This is a genomic window from Rouxiella badensis (assembly GCF_002093665.1).
Classification (GTDB): Bacteria; Pseudomonadota; Gammaproteobacteria; order Enterobacterales; family Enterobacteriaceae; genus Rouxiella; species Rouxiella badensis.
On the sequence record NZ_MRWE01000011.1, the window covers coordinates 67,123 to 83,395 of the forward strand.

Genomic DNA, 16,273 nt, shown 5'->3' on the forward strand with positions numbered 1-16,273 from the left:
ATGCGTCAGTCAGGGCATAACGCCGCTATCGCAAACGTCGAGACCTGTGACGTGGTGATTATCGGCTCAGGCGGTGCTGCGCTAAGTGCGGCGCTGCGGGCAGCGCAAGGGGGACTGTCGGTGATTATCCTCGAGAAGAGCCCTCTGCTGGGCGGCACCACAGCGATGTCCGGCGGTGCGACCTGGGTGCCTGCCAATCATCATGCGCGTGCGGCAGGTCTGGTGGACTCGCCGGAGGAGGCGTTGCAGTATCTTCGCGCGACGGCGCCCGAAGGCTGGGCCGCAACGGAAGACGCCCTGTGGCGTGCATTTGCCACCTCTGCCTCTGAGATGCTGGCCTTTGTGGAGCAGTATTCGCCGCTGCGTTTTGCCCTGACCGACGAGGCGGATCCGCTGGCGGGTTTCGCCGGTGCCAAGCCCCGAGGCCGCATGCTCGCCCCTTTACCGTTGGCCGCCAGCCTATTGGACCATCGCGGATGGAGGCTGCGGCCCTCGCCATTGCCGCAGCTTTATACCTATCACGAGGTGATTAAAGAGGACATTTGGCACCATCCGCTAGAAGTTGCCTGTCGACTCTCGCCCAGACTGCTGTGGCGCTGGGGGCGGCGGCTGCGCACCAAAGGTGGCGCAATGATTACCGGCCTGCTGGCGGGGTGTGCGGCGCTTGGCTGTGGTATCCAAACGCAGGCGAGGGTAGTCAGCCTGCTCACCGAGGGCAGCCATCGGGTGGTAGGCGTGCGCTATCGTCATCGGGGACGGCTGATTGAGCTCAGGGCGGCACAGGGCGTAGTGATCGCCAGCGGGGGATTTGAAGGCGACGTGAAGCGCCGAGCAACGCATTTTCCCGGTCCTGTGGATTACGTCTGTAGCCCGGACACCAACACCGGCGACGGGCAGCGTATGGCGGAAGAGATAGGCGCCGAGCTGGCGCATATGGATCAGGCCAACATCGGCGGTGCGCTGCCGTGGCGTTATCAGGGGCAACCTTGCGGGCTGTCGGTTTATTTTCACTACGAACCGAATGCCATCCTGGTCAATGCACAGGGTCAACGCTTCACCAACGAATTTATCTTCAATCTTGGCGAGCGCCTGGACGCGCGTGACGCTCAGGGCAATCCTCTGCATTTGCCTGCGTGGCTGGTGGCCGACGCAGAGCTGCTGCGCCGTTCACCGATGCTGAAGCTGATAGCGCTGCGCCATCCTCAGTGGATGGTTAGAGCCGACACGCTGGCGCAGTTGGCCTCGGCGCTCAATCTGCCTGAGGGGAGCCTGGAGGCTACCGTCGCCCGATTCAACCAGTTTTGCGAACGGGGCAGAGACGACGATTTCCACCGCGAGCGGTCCACTGCCCACGGCGAGGCGGATGCCCGTTTCCATGGTGGCCTGATGAAAATCGTCAGGCCGCCGTTTCTGGCGATGCCGTTCAATCGTTCCTTTCTTGCCACCAAGGGAGGACCGCGCACCGATGAATTTGGCCGCGTGCGCCATCGCGAAGGCGGCATCATTCAGGGGCTTTTCTGCGCGGGCGTCGCGATGGCTAATCCCATCGGAACAAGGGCGGTAGGGGCTGGTACGACGCTCGGCCCGAACCTGACCTGGGGATATATTTGCGGGCGTACGCTGGTACAACAGGCGGCGGGCGAGTTTCACCACCGTATGGAAGAAGCGTCATGAGTGACCTCAACGACAAAATTGCGCTGGTAACCGGCGGAGCCAAAGGCATTGGCCGCGCCATCTGTCTCGAGCTGGCGGCAAGGGGTGCCAAAATTGCATTGGTTTATCGCCGCGACGGTCTGAGTGCCGAAAAAACGGCGCAAGAAATCCGACTGGCGGGCGGACAGGTCGGCCTTTACCAGGCGGAGTTGACCGAACGACAGAGTGTAAACCGGGCAGTGGCGCAGGTCGTCGCCGACTGGGGCGCGATAGATATTCTGGTCAATAACGCCGGAGCCAGTGCACCGGCCAGCCTGCTCGAGTTAAACGACAGCCAGTGGCAACAGGTTTTGCAGTTCAACGCCACCGGCTGTTTTATCACTAGCACCGAGGTGGCAAAAGTCATGCTTGCACGCGGCGGCAGCATTATCAGCATCGCCGGGGCATCGGCGCATCGTTGTTATCCCGGCGCAGGCGCTTTTGGACCGAGCAAGGCGGCAGTGGTTAATCTCACGACTCAGATGGCGATGGAGTGGGCACAGTACGGTATTCGGGTCAACGGCGTCAGCCCTGGCCCGATTCGTGAGGCCGACGACGGCTGGCAGCAGCAGGAACCTGCGTTGGCGGAAGAGGTAACCCGGCTGCCGCTGCGCCGCGCCGGCACGCCGCGTGAGGTAGCGAAGGCGGTGTGCTATCTCGCCAGTGAAGACGCCGGTTATACCACCGGCCAGATGCTGATTGTCGACGGCGGTGGCGTCTGCACCTGGTATCTGGCCCCCTGAAATCAGGAGAACATCATGGCATTAGACAGCATTGCGGTCGTAGAAGCGCGTCAGGTGGTGAAGCTGTTTAACGGCGTCGAGATCCTTAAAGGCGTGGATTTACGTATCGAGAGCGGCGAAGTCGTGTGCCTCATCGGCCCGTCAGGCTCTGGAAAATCGACCTTCCTGCGCTGCATTAATCATCTTGAAAAAATCGACGGGGGGTCATTGCAAGTGTTTGGCGAGTGGATCGGCTATCGGCAGGTGGGCGACAAGCTGCACATTCTCAAGGAGTCGGAGATTGTGCGTAAACGCGCGCGTATCGGCATGGTGTTTCAGCGCTTCAATTTGTTCGCTCATATGACGGCGCTGGAAAACGTGATTGAGGCACCGATGCAGGTCAAGAAAATCCCGCGCAGGCAGGCCATCGAAGAGGCAAAGGCGCTGCTCGACCGCGTTGGGTTAAGCCACCGCTACGATGCCTATCCGTCTGAGCTTTCGGGCGGTCAGCAGCAGCGGGTGGCGATTGCGCGCGCGCTGGCAATGAAGCCAGAGATCATGCTGTTCGACGAGCCGACCAGCGCGCTTGACCCGGAGTTGGTCGGTGAGGTGCTCGACGTGATGCGCAATCTGGCGCAAGACGGCATGACCATGGTGGTGGTAACGCACGAAATGGCCTTCGCCCGCGAGGTGTGCACGAAGGTCGCCTTTATGGACAACGGCGCGATTATTGAAACCGGCACGCCGCAGAGCCTGTTTAGCGCACCGGCCCATGCCCGCACACGAGACTTTTTAAACCGCGTGCTGTGAGTTTGCCAGCAACGCAACCGGAGTCCTTCCTTCAGTTTGAGAGAATGAGAGAAATGATGACAGATAATCAGCCTCATCCGCGACTCGGTCTGGCGCAGAAAGACGTCCCGCCGCGCACTCAGCCTTCGGGCGCGCCGCAGCCGGTGCCGCCGCCGCTCAGCGTGGTCGCACCGCGCTATTACGGACGCTGGGTGTCGCTGCTGGTGGCTATTGTGCTGGTGGCAATGGTGGCCCATTCGATGATAACCAATCCCAATTTTGCCTGGGGAACGGTTGGCAAATATCTCTTCTCACCGACCATTCTCGAAGGGCTGTGGGTCACCGTTTGGCTAACGGGGGTGATTATGGCGCTGGCGATTGTATTAAGCATTGCGCTGGCGGTGATGCGGCTGTCGCATAATCCGCTGTTGGCCGGATTTAGCCGCGGTTATATCTGGTTCTTTCGCGGTACGCCGGTGCTGGTGCAGTTAATCTTTTGGTACAACCTGGCGGCGTTATATCCAACCTTCAGTGTCAGCCTGCCTTTTATGCCAACGCTCTATTCCGGCAGCATGAACGACTTAATTACGCCCTGGACGGCGGCGATATTAGGGCTGGGATTAAATGAAGCGGCGTATATGGCCGAGATTATCCGCGCCGGTATCTCTTCGGTAGACGAAGGCCAGCAGGAGGCGGCTCGCGCCCTGGGGATGCAGAAAGTACAGTGGCTGAAGCGCATTATTCTGCCACAGGCGGTGCCGTTCATTATTCCGCCGACCGGTAATCAGGTTATCGGCATGCTGAAAAGCACCTCGCTGGTCAGCGTAATTTCACTCTCGGACCTGCTTTATTCGGCGCAGGCCATTTATTCCCGGACCTATGAAAATATTCCGCTGCTGATCGTCGCCTGCATTTGGTATCTGGTCGCGACAACCGGGTTAAGCGCTATTCAGAGCAAGATTGAACGTTATTTCCAGAAAGGCAAACGTCGTTAATTCATGCAGTTTTCGCCGGGGGGATCATGAAACTTGGATTATTTAATTTAATGTCGTTTAAAGACAATCCTGGAGGTATTCAGGGCGTCATTAAAGATATGCGCAAAATGGTGGCGCTGGCCGAGGAGATTGGCTTTGAGACGGCCTGGTTTGCCGAACACCATTTTACCAACTATTCGCTGAGCGTTTCACCGCTGATGATGGTGGCGCACATGGCCGGATACACGCGGCGCATCAAGCTCGGCACGGCGGTTATCGTGCTGCCGCTGTATCACCCGATGCGCCTGGCGCAGGAAATCGCGCTGGTGGACAGGCTGACCGACGGGCGTCTGGTGCTGGGCATTGGCAGTGGCTATCAGGCCTATGAGTTCGACCGCTATGGGCTCGACGTTGAGGAGCGCAATCAGGCGTTGCTCGACGGCTGGGCGATTATCTCCGGCGCGTTGACTGAGGGCAAGACCCAGTCGCCGGGCTACAACGGCGAACCCCTGCAAACTGACTTTCTGCTCAATACGCTGCAACAGCCGTTACCGCCGCTGTTTGTGACCTCGACCAATCCGCACATTCTGCGCGCTTTTGAGCCGTGGAGTCCGACGCCTTTTGTGACCGCCGGTTATCGCGGGTCGCCGCGTTTGCGCCAAATGGTCAGCGATGCGCGCCACGGCTGGGCACAGGCTGGAATAGACGTAAATCGACCGATTGCGGTGCAGCAATATATCCACGTTACCGACAGTCAGGTTCAGGCACATCAGGCCGCCGAGCGCGCGATGTTCGTCGCCCGCATGATTGCCGCGCTGCATGAGAAAAAAACCGCCACCGAGGGTGCATTTATCAGCGCGCCGCCTTTCGCCAACGAGCCGGACGCCGATGAAATCTGCCACAACCTGATGATTGGCGACCCACAAAGCGTGGCGCAAAGAATCATTCTCGAGGCAAAGGAGACCGGTGCGACGCACTACAACTGTTTTTTTCAGTTTGGAGATATGCCCATAGAGCACGCGCTGCGCTCCTTGACGCGCTTTGGCAATGAGGTCATCCCGCTGCTGGAAAGAGAGCTGGGCAGAGTCCGTAGCTGAGAGTCAGGTAAAGAATCGGTAATAGATTCATCGTCACGATGCAATGTCTTATATAAATTGAATTTATGGAGGCAACACCATGCTCGATCTGTCTCAAAGAATTGACTGTGTATTTGATGATGGCCAAGCCATCGCCAGGCAAATTACCGCTGCGCAAAGCACCGACGCCGGGCTGGCAGGCACCTTGCCGCCGCAGGCCTACAACAGCGACGCGTTCTTTCAGCTGGAAAACCAGAAAATCTTTCGTGAGGACTGGTTGTTCATTGGCCACGTCTCGCAGGTTGCCAACGTAGGAGATTATTTCAGCCTTGATATTATCGACGAGCCGGTGTTGTGCACGCGCAGCGACGACGGCATTCGGGTGATGTCGCGCGTTTGCCTGCATCGCTGGGTGCCGATTATTGAAGGCAGCGGCAATGCAAAAGCGTTCGTTTGCCCGTTCCACAACTGGAGCTATAACACCAAAGGACAGCTGATGGGTGCGCCGCTGATGAATCAGGCCGCCGACTTTGACCGTAAATCCTGCGAGCTGCCGCAAATTCGCAGCGAAATCGTCGCCGGGATGATTTTTATCACCTTCTCCTCCGACATCGATTCGCTGCTAGCCCGCCTTAAGCCCGTCCTGTCGCTGTTTGAAAAATATCATTTTGCCGAGCTGCAAACTGCCTATGAGCTGGACTACGACTGCCCGTTTAACTGGAAGATGGCGGTCGAGACTTTCATGGAGTGTTATCACCATTCGGCAGTGCACCGCACCACGCTTGAAGACAGTTTCCCCGGCCGACTGAGCTATATCGGTGAGGACGGCCCAGGCTGGACCTTCTGCCATCAGCCGCTGCGTAAAAACGGCGAGATTAGTGAAGTCTTAACCGCCGGTCTGCTGCCGTTCGACGGCATGAGCGAAGAGGATCTCCGGCGCATCGATCTGATGCTGATTTATCCGTTCTGCCTGATTGGCATTAACCCTGACCGTATCAGCATCAGCACGCTGTTGCCTGTCAATAAAGACCTAACGATCTGGCATCGGTTGGTGCTGGTCTCGAAGGCCTCTATGGCTCAGGAAGGTTTTGCTGCCACGGCGGAAACGATGAAAACCGGCAGCAAGGCGATTATCGCCGAAGATTTGCAAATCAACAGCCTGCAACGGCGCGGTAGCCGGTCACAGTTGGCCAGGCCCGGCAGGCTGGGACATTTGGAAAGAACCGTTTGGCATCTCGCCAACTATATGAAACGCAAACTTTTATGATCCATCAACTTCAATAACCGATGATTCGAATCAACTAAGGGACGCAGTATGAGAACGTTGAAATTAGGCCGCTCGGGCCTGGAAGTGTCGGCCGTCTGTCTGGGATGTTTGACCTATGCACCGAAAGAGGCCAGCGGCTACACCTGGACGCTCAGTGAACCCGAGAGCCGACCGTTTATCCGCAAGGCGCTGGAGCTGGGGATTAACTTTTTTGACACCGCCAACTCTTATTCCAAGGGTGCCAGCGAGGAGATTCTTGGGCGGGCAATCCGTGATTTCGCCGACCGCGATAACGTGGTTATCGCCACCAAGCTATACAACCCGATTCGCAGCGGTCCGAACAGCAAGGGGCTCTCGCGCAAGACGATTATGACCGAGTGCGACGCGAGCCTGCGCCGCCTAGGCACCGACTACATCGACCTCTACCAGATTCATCGTTGGGACTACGACACGCCGCTCGAAGAGACGCTCGAGGCGCTGCATGACCTGGTCAAGGCCGGCAAGGTGCGTTATCTGGGCGCGTCTTCGATGTTTGCCTGGCAGTTCTCCAAGGCGTTGCAGGTAGCAAAGTACAACGGCTGGACGCGGTTTATCAGCATGCAGAACCACCTCAATCTGCTTTATCGCGAGGAAGAGCGCGAGATGATGGGCCTGTGTGAAAGCGAGGGCGTCGGCGTTACGCCGTGGAGTCCGCTGGCGCGTGGTTTGCTGGCTCGGCCATGGCAGCAACCGACCGACAGCCCACGCGCCGGTCGCGACAGCTATGCAGAAACTTTGTATTCCGCGACGGTTGAGGCCGACAGGCGCGTCATCGATGCGGTTGCCAGGGTCGCTGACGCACGCGGCGTGCCAATGGCACAGGTGGCGCTTGCGTGGCAGTACCGCCATAAATCGGTGATCGCGCCGGTCATCGGTGCCACCCAATTTTCGCATCTGGAAGATGCCGTTGCCGCCAGCGAGCTGGTACTGAGCCGCGAGGAGATTCACGCGCTGGAGGCACCCTATATTCCACACAACGTCGCTGAGCACGATTAGCGGTCACTATTGAGATTGTTTAACAGGCGGAAACCTTAATGAAGAAGACGGCAGAACAAATCGCAGAAGTCGAGCAGTCGCTGAGGGAGAAAGGCGTTGAGTACTGTATCGGGGCCTATGTCGATATTCACGGCATTCCGAAGGGAAAAGTGGTGCCTATCAATCACTTTAAGCAGATGGCGAGCGGCTCCGAACGGTACACCGGCTATGCACTGGACGGACTGGGGCAGTCGCCGCACGAGGACGAACTGACCTCGGTGCCGGATCTTGACCACATCATTCAACTGCCGTGGGAGCCTAAAATTGCCTGGATGCCGGCGGATAACGCCTTTCAGGGCGAACCCTATGCCCTGAACACCCGCGTTGCGCTGCAAAATGTTATCAGGCAGGCCAACGAGATGGGGTTCGGTTTTAATCTCGGCATCGAGTGCGAGATTTATCTGCTTAAGCGCGAGCAGGACGGCTCGCTTTCCGTGCCGGAAAAGGACAACAAGCTAAATAAACCCTGTTACGACATTCAGGGATTTGTTGACCAGTTTGCCTGGCTGGACAAGGTTTCCACCTGCATTAACTCTCTGGGGTGGGATCTCTATTCGCTGGACCATGAAGACGGCAATTCTCAGTACGAATTCGACTTCAACTATGCCGATGCGCTGACCACTTGTGACCGCATGGTGTTCTTCCGCTTTATGGCGAAGCATTACGCCAAAGAGCTGGGGCTGGTGGCGACCATGATGCCGAAGCCGTTCTCTGATAAAACCGGAACCGGCGCGCATTTCAATATGTCGCTCTATGACCTGAAAACCGGCAGTAACCTGTTTAAAACCCATGACGCCAGCGACGAAGACCCTTATGGTCTGGGGCTGACAGAGCTTGGCTATTACTTTATCGGCGGGTTGTTGCGCCACGGCCGCGCGCTGTGCGCCGCCTTCGCTCCGACGGTCAACAGCTATAAACGTCTGGTGCGTCAGGGGGCGATGAGCTATTTCTCCTGGGCACCGGTGTTCAACTCCTACGGCTCGAATAATCGCACCAACTCGGTTCGTGTGCCTGCGGGCGGTGGTCGCTGTGAATCACGCAACGCCGACGGCGCGGTGAATCCGTATCTGGCGGCCACGCTGGCGCTGGCCGCCGGGCTTGAGGGTATTCGTGAGAAAATTGATCCGCGCAGACCAAATGAAGACAACCTGTATGCCATGACCGAGGCGGAACGCAATGCACGGGGTATCGACTTCTTGCCGCAAAATCTGCTGGAGGCGGTCGAGGCTTTCGACAGCGATCCGTTCGTTGAGGTGACGCTCGGCAAGGCGTTGAAGGACGAATTTGTGAAGTATAAGACGCAGGAGTGGAACCAGTATCACCTGAGCATCAGTCAGTGGGAGATTGAGAAATACAGTTCGATATTTTAAAGGATTACGCCTCCTTCCTTGCTAGGGGGAAGGAGGCGATGAGGGGTTGCCTCAGGCCTGGACAGGTTCTAGATGTTCCAGCACAAACTCGCGCATGCAGTTGATGGCGTGTTTGTATTTAAAGTTTGGGAACATCACCGTGCGGAACAGCACGCCGTCAAGAAAGGTTGAGATAAACATCGACATATCGGCAGGATTCACCTCGCGGAACTCCCCGGCGGCAATGCCTTCCTTCAGGGTATTTTTCAGCACCACCGACTCTTTCTCGTAGAACTTTTTAATCGCTTTGTCGATGTTGGTGAGATGCTCGTGGGTGTTGGCATAGTCGAGGCTGATTTTGGCCAGTTTTTGCATCAGCGTGAACTGCAAAATGTGCACCTCAATCCATGAGAAAAGCACCTGACGCGGGCTGGCGGCGTTGGCGGTGATGGTGTCGAACTGGACGAACGCCTTTTCTACCGCGGCCTCAATAACCTTCAGGAACAGGTCTTCCTTGGAGCCAAAATAGTAGTAAATGAGCGCCGAGTTCAGGCCGGTCGCCTTGGCGATGTCCTTGATGCGAACCGAAGAGTAGTTTTGATGGGCAAACAGGTCAAAGGCCGAGTCCAGCAATTTTGCGGCGACGTCGCTCTGATTCTTTTTGGCCGGCTTATCCGCTGCGGGGGCACGCGCCGTGACGTTGGGTTCCTTCATTAGCCATCCTGTCGTTCAGAGTCTATTGTTTAAGCAATCAGTTTCGCATGACAAATCGGGTTAATGAAATGATTTATAGGCATTTTATAGAGTGTTTTTAAAACTCTCAGCATCTCAATAAGTTAACTAGTTAATTAATTAGCGGGCCAAGAGGGAAAGGCATAATGCAGGACTATCAGCAGTTTTCATTGGGGGATTTTGTCCTGCAAAGCGGCGAGGTATTACGTCAGGCGAAGCTTGCCTACGCGACTTTTGGTGAGCTGAACGTGCAGGGCGATAACGCCATCCTGATCCCCAGCTATTATACCGGCACGCACCGCAGCTATCTCAAGCTGATAGGAGCGGGCAGGGCGCTGGACCCGAGGCGTTATTTCATCGTGCTGACCAATATGTTCGGCAACGGCGTCTCGAGTTCGCCGAGCCACGACGGCGCGCAGCACGGAGCAGATTTCCCCACGGTTTCCATTAAAGATAACGTTAACGCCCAGCATCTGCTGAGCAGGTCGCTGGGGATCAACGCTTTTGCACTGGTGACGGGGTGGTCGATGGGCGCTATGCAGGCCTGGCAATGGGCGGTGAGTTTTCCGCAGCAGGTGAAGGCCCTATTGCCGGTGTGCGGCACGGCGCGCTGCTGGCCGTTGAATCACGTCTTCCTTGAAGGCATAAAAGGCGCGTTGCAGGCTGACCCGGTTTATCACCACGGGCGTTATCGCACCTCGCCGCTGGCCGGGCTGGCGGCGTTTGGACGCGTCTACGCCGGATGGGCCTACAGCGCCGAGTTTTTCCGCGCGGCCCGCTATCGTGATTTAGGGTTTGAGACGCTGGAACAGCTGCTACAGAGTTGGGAAAAAGACCATCAAAACTGGGACGCCAATAATCTGTTGGCCATGCTGGCCACCTGGCAGAGCGGCGACGTCAGCCTCGACGCTATCGCTGGTGTGAGCGCTAAAACCTGTGTGATGGTGGGCAGTACGGACCGTTATTTTACTCCAGAGGAGGCCAGAATAGAGTTTGACCGTTTACCGGCAAACGTCGGCGAGTGGCGGCCGTTGGTCTCTCCCTACGGTCACTGTGCGGGTGCGCCAGGGCGCTTTGCGCGCGAAACGGCGGAGATAGAGTGCGCTATCAGCGAACTGCTGCGAGAAAGTTGTGCCTGAACTGAGGGCGGCGTTTGCCGCCCTATCGGGCGTTACTCGATAACCGCCAGCTCGACGGTACGGCCCTGATCGAACCAGGTTTCTAATCCGGTGACCCGCAGCTGCAGCGAGCCTTCAATCACTTCCCCAATGTAGGAAATTGGCAGCGGTTCTTCGGCGGTATCGTCGCCGTAGACTACGCAAAACTGCTGACGTGGGCTGTAGAAGCACACTGAGCCGGTGCAAACGCCGTACTTCTCACGGCGCATCCTGCCGACCTCTTCGGTTTTAAACTTATTTTCCCACGGCGCAACGATCGGCATGGTAAAGAACACCATGTCGCCAATCAGTTTACCGTGCTGCAAGATGCTGGTCATCGGCAGCTTGGCGCGCAGCTCTTTAGCCAGATTCGGCACTTTATCTTCCCATACTTCGATGACGCAGACGGCCTCACCGGCGACGGACATTTGTAATTTCATGGTTCCCCCTGATTAAACAGCAATAGATGATTAGGCTTTTACGCGGCGGAAGCCGTCGCCGAGACCCCAGGGAAGAATGAAATCGACCCACATATGCAGACGGTTTGCCCACGACAGGGCGGCGTGAGAGAGGTTTGCCAGCTCGCCAAGCGTTTCACAACGCTCGGCGGTGGCCACATACAGATGAACCATTTTTGCAGCTTCGGGCAGGCTGACGAAATCGAAAAAGTCTGCCTTGTAACCGATAATCTCTTTAATCAGCAGTTGCAGAGTTTTCAAATCGGCCTCGGGATTGTCTTCGGCCACACGAATGAGTCCCCACAGCATCTCGTCGGCCAGCGTGCGCGCTTCACCTTCGGCAAAGATGATGGTGCTGAGGTACTGGCCGCGTGCCCCGGTGCCGCGCGGAACGATACCCTTACCGAGGTCGGCAATTTCAGCGGGCTGTTCAAACCAGATCTTTTCGCGTTCCTGCTCGAAACGCGCAATCACTTCATCAACCGTCATGACCTGTTCTCCTGATGTTAATGGTGCAATAAAAAACGGCGTTAATTAATTAACTAATTAAATGCAACAGTTATGCCAAACGGGTGAACAATATTTAGTCGATAAAAATCAGTGTGATGAATTTTTGAGCGAGGATGAATAAGCCAGAAGGTGAGAGATAGGGGCGAGCGCAGTGCAAAAATGCACCAAAAAGGCCAGCCGGGGAGGCTGGCTTAGGTGAGGGCGAGTTCTACTCTGCCGCTTCTTCTTCGTGCCAGACCTCGGCCATTAGGGTTTCGAGTCTTTTAAACAGCCGATAGCGCGGATGATGAAATGCAAACTGTTGCTGATTGGGCATAAAGGGCTGTGGCAAGATGCTGACCGCCTGCAGGACGCCCGCCGACAGGCTCGGCCAGATACCGACGCCGACGCCTGCGCAGATAGCGGCACCCAGCGCACCGGTCTCCTTGCACTCGGTGACGCGAATTGGGATGCCTAAAACGTCGGCAAACATCTGCGGCCAGATGCAGCTGCGCGCCGCGCCGCCGGAAAGCGTGGCTTTTTCGAACCTGATGCCCGCGGCACGGAGCCTGTCTATGTGCGCCCGGTGGGCAAAGGTAACGCCTTCGAACAGCGCATAAAGCATATCTGCACGCGTGTGCCAGCCGCCCAGGCCGTAGAATCCGGCCTTTGCAGGGCCTTCTTTTCGCCCCGAATAGAGATAGGGATGATAGAGCGGCAGCTGATTGTTCGGCGTTACGCTGGCGACGATGTCACTGCTGCGCGCCGCGCCCTGACCGGCTCGTCCGTCGTCAAACTCGCGTAAAAACCAGTCAAGATTAGCCGCTGAGGTGGCGCTGGCCTCAATTGCCATATAGCGGTCACCTTCTATCATCGAATTCATAAATACCGGGCGCAGATAGTCCGGCTTGTCGACCACCACCTGATTGATGCTCCAGGTTCCGGCGACAATAGAGGCCTCCCCGACATTGACCACGCCTGACCCGACGGCGCTGGCCACCACGTCAAAAATCCCGGCTACCACCGGAATACCTGCGGGTAGACCGGTCAACGCCGCGGCCTGTGGCGTGACCTTGCCCACCACTTCACAGGACTCATGCAGCGGTGGCAGCAGCGGCAGCGCGTCTTCAATATCGTAAAGCGCCATCAGTTCAGGGTCATAGCTGCGGCTGGCGTAATAGAGCAGACCTGCCCCGGCGGCGTCTGAATAGTCGCCCGAAATCTCGCCGCTGAGAAAATGGGCAATCACGTCCTTGGCAAGCAGCAGGTGGCCGATGCGGCGATAAACGTCCTGGCGGTGGCATTTTAGCCAGCTGATAAGCACCGGCGTGGCCGCAGGCCAGGGTTTTTGCAGCGAACGAGTATAAATGGCGCGGTCAAGTCCCGTGAGTTCCAGTTCATGCACGCGGGCAAAAGCGCGATGATCGATAGACTGAATACCCAGCAGCGGTCGCTGCTGTGGGTCGAGCGCATACAGGCCGTTGCCGTGTCCGGCGGCACCGACGGCAATGACCCGCATATTTTGCTGTGGTGCGCGCAACAGGCAATCGCGAATGGCCTGCGTGACGCCGAAATAGATGTCCTCAACCGGGCGCTCTGCAAAGCCCGGCTGCGGCTGATGCGTTTCACCGGCACATTCTGCGACGGACAAGACGGTGCCACTAAGACTAAACAGCACCGCCTTGATCATGGTGTTACCCGCGTCAATCCCAAGCAGACATTCACTCATAAATACCCCGCAATCTAGGGTTTACGGCGCACCGCTTAAGCGCCAGTTCAAGCAATATGCACATCAGAACCGCTGATAAATCTCCAGCGCATCCGTGCCGCTTGCGCCCTGATGGATAATAGCCATCAGCGCCTTCACCACCTGTGACGGATTGCTGTGCTGGTATACGTTGCGGCCGTAGACCATCCCCGAGGCACCCTGGGCCATCAGTGCGGCGGTCTTGTCCAATACTGCCGACAGTTCACCCTTACCGCCGCCTCGTACCAGCGTCGGGCAGCGTGCGGCTTCCACCACGCGATGAAAGTCTTCAACGTTATCGGTCGGGTCGGCCTTGATAATATCGGCACCCAGCTCGCGGGCCAGTCGGACCAGCGGCACAATCTTGTCGACGTCGCCCAAAGATCCGTAGGCTGCGCCCTGACCGGCGGGGGCCATCACCAATGGTTCAATCATCAGCGGCATGGCGTATTTTTCGCAGGCGTGGCGCAGACGGCCAATATTTTCGACGCATTGGCGGAAAATGCCTGGTTCATCGGGGATCATGTAGAGATTAACCACGACTGCGGCGGCATCCATTTGTAAGGCGGCGAGGATAGGTTGTTCGGGATTGTGCAACACCGCCCACATTTCACGGTGACGTGCGGCGTTATAGGCGTTGCCGACGTCGGTACGCAGCACCAGCGCCGGTTTTTTCTGCGCCACCTGTTGCAGCAAGTCAGCCTGACCGTAGTTAACCTGAATAGCATCGGGCTGCGCGGCGATGAGGCTGCTCATCACGGTGCTGATATCTTCAAGCCCAATCAGAAAATCCGGTTCGTTGGCGATGCCGTGATCGATAGCGACATCGAGACATTTTCCATTGTTAAACAGTCGATTAAGCCTGACCTTATGGGTTGCTGACATGACTGACTCCCTCTGAAGCGTGCAGCGGATAAAGCCCGGTCAGCCCGTGCAGGCTGGCAAGGCGTGAAAGGGTGGTTTCAAGATGTTCGGCGGTGCGCGCGGTGCTCCAGCCCAGCTCGTCACCGAGCAGTTCGGCGAGCTCCTTAACCCTTGCCAGCGTGAGTTGGCCACTGATTGCCAGCGGCGTGCGTCGCACCAGCAGGTCCTCCAGCGCCTCAACCTGTTCGCGTTGAATGAGATAGCGTAGTTCGTTGCGGCTGTAGTCCGGCAACTGCGATAAATTGCCGTCAGGCTCAGGCTGTTGATTTATAAAGGTCGCAATGTTTGCCGCCAGAGTGCCATAACGCGCCAAAAGCTGGCTCAGGCGTTCGATAGGCACGCCCGTCCGTTGACTGACCTGCTGAATCCATTTGGCTTTTCTTTCGGGCTGTGGGTAGTCTTTGCCGCCGCCAATCGCCATGTCGCCCGTGCTCACCTTGCGCCGCTCGCCAATCAGCTTCAACACTTTATCGGCGGCCTGTTGGCCAAATTTCCGGAAGGTCGTCCACTTGCCGCCGACCAGACACAGCGTGGTGTAGTCGCGTCCGGCTTCCGGTGGCAGCAGCACCAGAGAGTGGTTACGCGAAATGCGACCGTTCACTTCGCTGTCGCTCGCGGGCAGGGGACGCACGCCACTGAAGGTGTAAAGCACGTCTTTGTCATCGACGGTAAAATGCGGAAAGACAAAGCGCAGCGACTCGAGGATATAGCGCTGTTCCTCCGCCTCGCACACCACATTATCCGGGTCGTCGATGCGAATATCGGTCGAGCCGACCAGCACGTTGCCATACCACGGAAACATAATGCACACCCGGCCTTCCTGATTTTCGTAGTACACCATCTCGCCGTTAAGCTCGGCCAACAGCTGCGGATGGCGGATAATCAGATGCGAACCCTTGGTACCGCCGATCAGTTTTTTGCCGGGATGATTTTGCATCAATGTGCGATTGAGGCGATCAATCCAGGCACCGGCGGCGTTAACCACCACGTGAGGATGCAGCGTAAAATGCTGACCGCTGAGCGTATCCAGCAGGGTGAGATTTTCCCCGTCGCTGCCAATCAGCTGCACATAGTTCAGCGCCAGAGCCTGAGGATTGGCCTGTTCGGCGTCGTTAATCAGTTCAACTCCCAGCCTTTCCGGTGCGCTAATCCACGCATCGTAATAGGTCGCACTGCATTTAACCCAGTGGGCAAAATCCGGCCAACGCTGCCGTGTGGCGCTCTGGCCGTTCAGCTCGTGGCGCGGCATAGAGCCGTATTGCCGGGTGTAAAGGTCATACATCGACAGACCGGTTTTAATGATCAGGGCGCCGCGTCGCGATGGGCGCTCACTCAGGCGCAGAAAGCGTTTTCCAGCGTTAATCAACCCGCCGCTCCAGCCGTCAATAGGCACCGTAGTCCGTAGAGGGTGAACGTAGTGTGGGGCATTCTTGAGCAACCGGTCGCGCTCCTGCACCGATTCTTTGACCAACGAAAACTCGCCGGTTTCAAGATAGCGCAGTCCGCCGTGGATCATCCTCGACAGCGCGCCGCTGGCGGCCTGACACCAGTCTCCCTGTTCGACCATAATCACCGGGATCCCCTGCAACGCCAGTTCACGGAAGGTGCTGATGCCGTTGATACCGCCACCGATAATCACCACCGGCGTCGCAGTTAATTGCTGCATTTTTTCGATTTTAACCGAGCGAGGAGAACTGAACGGCGGTAACGCGTTATCGTGTTCCATCAGTAAATGCTCCGCATGAGGGGGATAAAAATAATGTCGATAAATGAAGAGGTTTTTAATGAGAGGTATAGGGGAAAAACGGGGTGTGGGCAAAAAA

15 protein-coding genes are annotated in these 16,273 nt (G+C 57.1%); 9 read left to right on the forward strand and 6 right to left on the reverse strand.

Annotation, left to right across the window (positions count from 1 at the left end; all coding sequences use genetic code 11):
• The 8 genes from BS640_RS08520 (at position 1) to glnT (ending at position 8,964) form a co-directional block, all read left to right on the forward strand.
• Entirely contained in the window at positions 1-1,674 is a 1,674-nt protein-coding gene (locus BS640_RS08520) for an FAD-dependent oxidoreductase (protein WP_084912372.1), read from the forward strand.
• Positions 1,671-2,435 carry an SDR family NAD(P)-dependent oxidoreductase gene (locus BS640_RS08525; protein ID WP_084912373.1) on the forward strand — a complete coding sequence of 255 codons (765 nt, stop codon included), beginning with the start codon at positions 1,671-1,673 and terminating at the stop codon, positions 2,433-2,435. The genes BS640_RS08520 and BS640_RS08525 overlap by 4 nt, the downstream gene beginning before the upstream one ends.
• A gap of 15 nt (positions 2,436-2,450) precedes the next feature.
• Positions 2,451-3,224 carry an amino acid ABC transporter ATP-binding protein gene (locus BS640_RS08530; protein WP_084912374.1) on the forward strand — a complete coding sequence of 258 codons (774 nt, stop codon included), beginning with the start codon at positions 2,451-2,453 and terminating at the stop codon, positions 3,222-3,224.
• Positions 3,225-3,277: 53 nt separating this feature from the next.
• Complete coding sequence (locus BS640_RS08535; RefSeq protein WP_225741464.1) at positions 3,278-4,198, forward strand: amino acid ABC transporter permease; 921 nt, start codon at positions 3,278-3,280, stop codon at positions 4,196-4,198.
• Between the two features lie 26 nt (positions 4,199-4,224).
• Positions 4,225-5,274 (forward strand): LLM class flavin-dependent oxidoreductase, encoded by a 1,050-nt coding sequence (locus BS640_RS08540; protein ID WP_084912376.1) that lies wholly within the window; start codon positions 4,225-4,227, stop codon positions 5,272-5,274.
• 79 nt (positions 5,275-5,353) lie between these two features.
• On the forward strand, positions 5,354-6,520 hold the full coding sequence (locus BS640_RS08545; RefSeq protein ID WP_084912377.1) for an aromatic ring-hydroxylating oxygenase subunit alpha: 1,167 nt from the start codon (positions 5,354-5,356) through the stop codon (positions 6,518-6,520).
• A gap of 48 nt (positions 6,521-6,568) precedes the next feature.
• Entirely contained in the window at positions 6,569-7,555 is a 987-nt protein-coding gene (locus BS640_RS08550) for an aldo/keto reductase (protein ID WP_084912378.1), read from the forward strand.
• A 38-nt stretch (positions 7,556-7,593) separates the two neighbouring features.
• Positions 7,594-8,964, forward strand: coding sequence for a type III glutamate--ammonia ligase (gene glnT, locus BS640_RS08555; protein ID WP_017490353.1), 1,371 nt, complete (start codon positions 7,594-7,596; stop codon positions 8,962-8,964).
• A gap of 51 nt (positions 8,965-9,015) precedes the next feature.
• On the opposite strand, the gene BS640_RS08560 is transcribed toward glnT, so the two are convergent.
• Complete coding sequence (locus BS640_RS08560) at positions 9,016-9,657, reverse strand: TetR/AcrR family transcriptional regulator (RefSeq protein WP_017490354.1); 642 nt, start codon at positions 9,655-9,657, stop codon at positions 9,016-9,018.
• A gap of 164 nt (positions 9,658-9,821) precedes the next feature.
• Between BS640_RS08560 and BS640_RS08565 the strand changes: the two genes are divergently transcribed.
• Positions 9,822-10,814 carry an alpha/beta fold hydrolase gene (locus BS640_RS08565; protein WP_084912379.1) on the forward strand — a complete coding sequence of 331 codons (993 nt, stop codon included), beginning with the start codon at positions 9,822-9,824 and terminating at the stop codon, positions 10,812-10,814.
• A 32-nt stretch (positions 10,815-10,846) separates the two neighbouring features.
• Here BS640_RS08565 and BS640_RS08570 read toward each other — a convergent pair whose 3' ends face one another.
• The 5 genes from BS640_RS08570 to BS640_RS08590 all read right to left on the reverse strand — a co-directional run bounded on the left by BS640_RS08570 (position 10,847) and on the right by BS640_RS08590 (position 16,176).
• A complete protein-coding gene (locus BS640_RS08570) occupies positions 10,847-11,272 on the reverse strand; it encodes a hypothetical protein (protein ID WP_017490356.1) in 426 nt (141 codons plus the stop codon).
• A 30-nt stretch (positions 11,273-11,302) separates the two neighbouring features.
• Complete coding sequence (locus BS640_RS08575; protein WP_017490357.1) at positions 11,303-11,779, reverse strand: cucumopine synthase-related protein; 477 nt, start codon at positions 11,777-11,779, stop codon at positions 11,303-11,305.
• Positions 11,780-12,008: 229 nt separating this feature from the next.
• Positions 12,009-13,508, reverse strand: a complete 1,500-nt coding sequence (locus tag BS640_RS08580; protein ID WP_084912380.1) for an FGGY-family carbohydrate kinase — start codon at positions 13,506-13,508, stop codon at positions 12,009-12,011.
• Positions 13,509-13,571: 63 nt separating this feature from the next.
• Positions 13,572-14,411, reverse strand: a complete 840-nt coding sequence (locus BS640_RS08585; protein ID WP_017490359.1) for a class I fructose-bisphosphate aldolase — start codon at positions 14,409-14,411, stop codon at positions 13,572-13,574.
• Positions 14,395-16,176, reverse strand: coding sequence for a glycerol-3-phosphate dehydrogenase/oxidase (locus BS640_RS08590; protein WP_084912381.1), 1,782 nt, complete (start codon positions 16,174-16,176; stop codon positions 14,395-14,397). The genes BS640_RS08585 and BS640_RS08590 overlap by 17 nt, the downstream gene beginning before the upstream one ends.
• Between the last annotated feature and the right edge of the window lie 97 nt (positions 16,177-16,273).

Coding starts and splice junctions, on each gene's coding strand:
- BS640_RS08565 (WP_084912379.1), top strand. CDS start 9,822: ATGCAGGACTATCAGCAGTTTTCATTGGGGGATTTTGTCCTGCAAAGC.
- BS640_RS08525 (WP_084912373.1), top strand. CDS start 1,671: ATGAGTGACCTCAACGACAAAATTGCGCTGGTAACCGGCGGAGCCAAA.
- BS640_RS08535 (WP_225741464.1), top strand. CDS start 3,278: ATGATGACAGATAATCAGCCTCATCCGCGACTCGGTCTGGCGCAGAAA.
- BS640_RS08540 (WP_084912376.1), top strand. CDS start 4,225: ATGAAACTTGGATTATTTAATTTAATGTCGTTTAAAGACAATCCTGGA.
- BS640_RS08570 (WP_017490356.1), bottom strand. CDS start 11,272: ATGAAATTACAAATGTCCGTCGCCGGTGAGGCCGTCTGCGTCATCGAA.
- BS640_RS08550 (WP_084912378.1), top strand. CDS start 6,569: ATGAGAACGTTGAAATTAGGCCGCTCGGGCCTGGAAGTGTCGGCCGTC.
- BS640_RS08530 (WP_084912374.1), top strand. CDS start 2,451: ATGGCATTAGACAGCATTGCGGTCGTAGAAGCGCGTCAGGTGGTGAAG.
- BS640_RS08520 (WP_084912372.1), top strand. CDS start 1: ATGCGTCAGTCAGGGCATAACGCCGCTATCGCAAACGTCGAGACCTGT.
- glnT (WP_017490353.1), top strand. CDS start 7,594: ATGAAGAAGACGGCAGAACAAATCGCAGAAGTCGAGCAGTCGCTGAGG.
- BS640_RS08580 (WP_084912380.1), bottom strand. CDS start 13,508: ATGAGTGAATGTCTGCTTGGGATTGACGCGGGTAACACCATGATCAAG.
- BS640_RS08545 (WP_084912377.1), top strand. CDS start 5,354: ATGCTCGATCTGTCTCAAAGAATTGACTGTGTATTTGATGATGGCCAA.
- BS640_RS08590 (WP_084912381.1), bottom strand. CDS start 16,176: ATGGAACACGATAACGCGTTACCGCCGTTCAGTTCTCCTCGCTCGGTT.
- BS640_RS08585 (WP_017490359.1), bottom strand. CDS start 14,411: ATGTCAGCAACCCATAAGGTCAGGCTTAATCGACTGTTTAACAATGGA.
- BS640_RS08575 (WP_017490357.1), bottom strand. CDS start 11,779: ATGACGGTTGATGAAGTGATTGCGCGTTTCGAGCAGGAACGCGAAAAG.
- BS640_RS08560 (WP_017490354.1), bottom strand. CDS start 9,657: ATGAAGGAACCCAACGTCACGGCGCGTGCCCCCGCAGCGGATAAGCCG.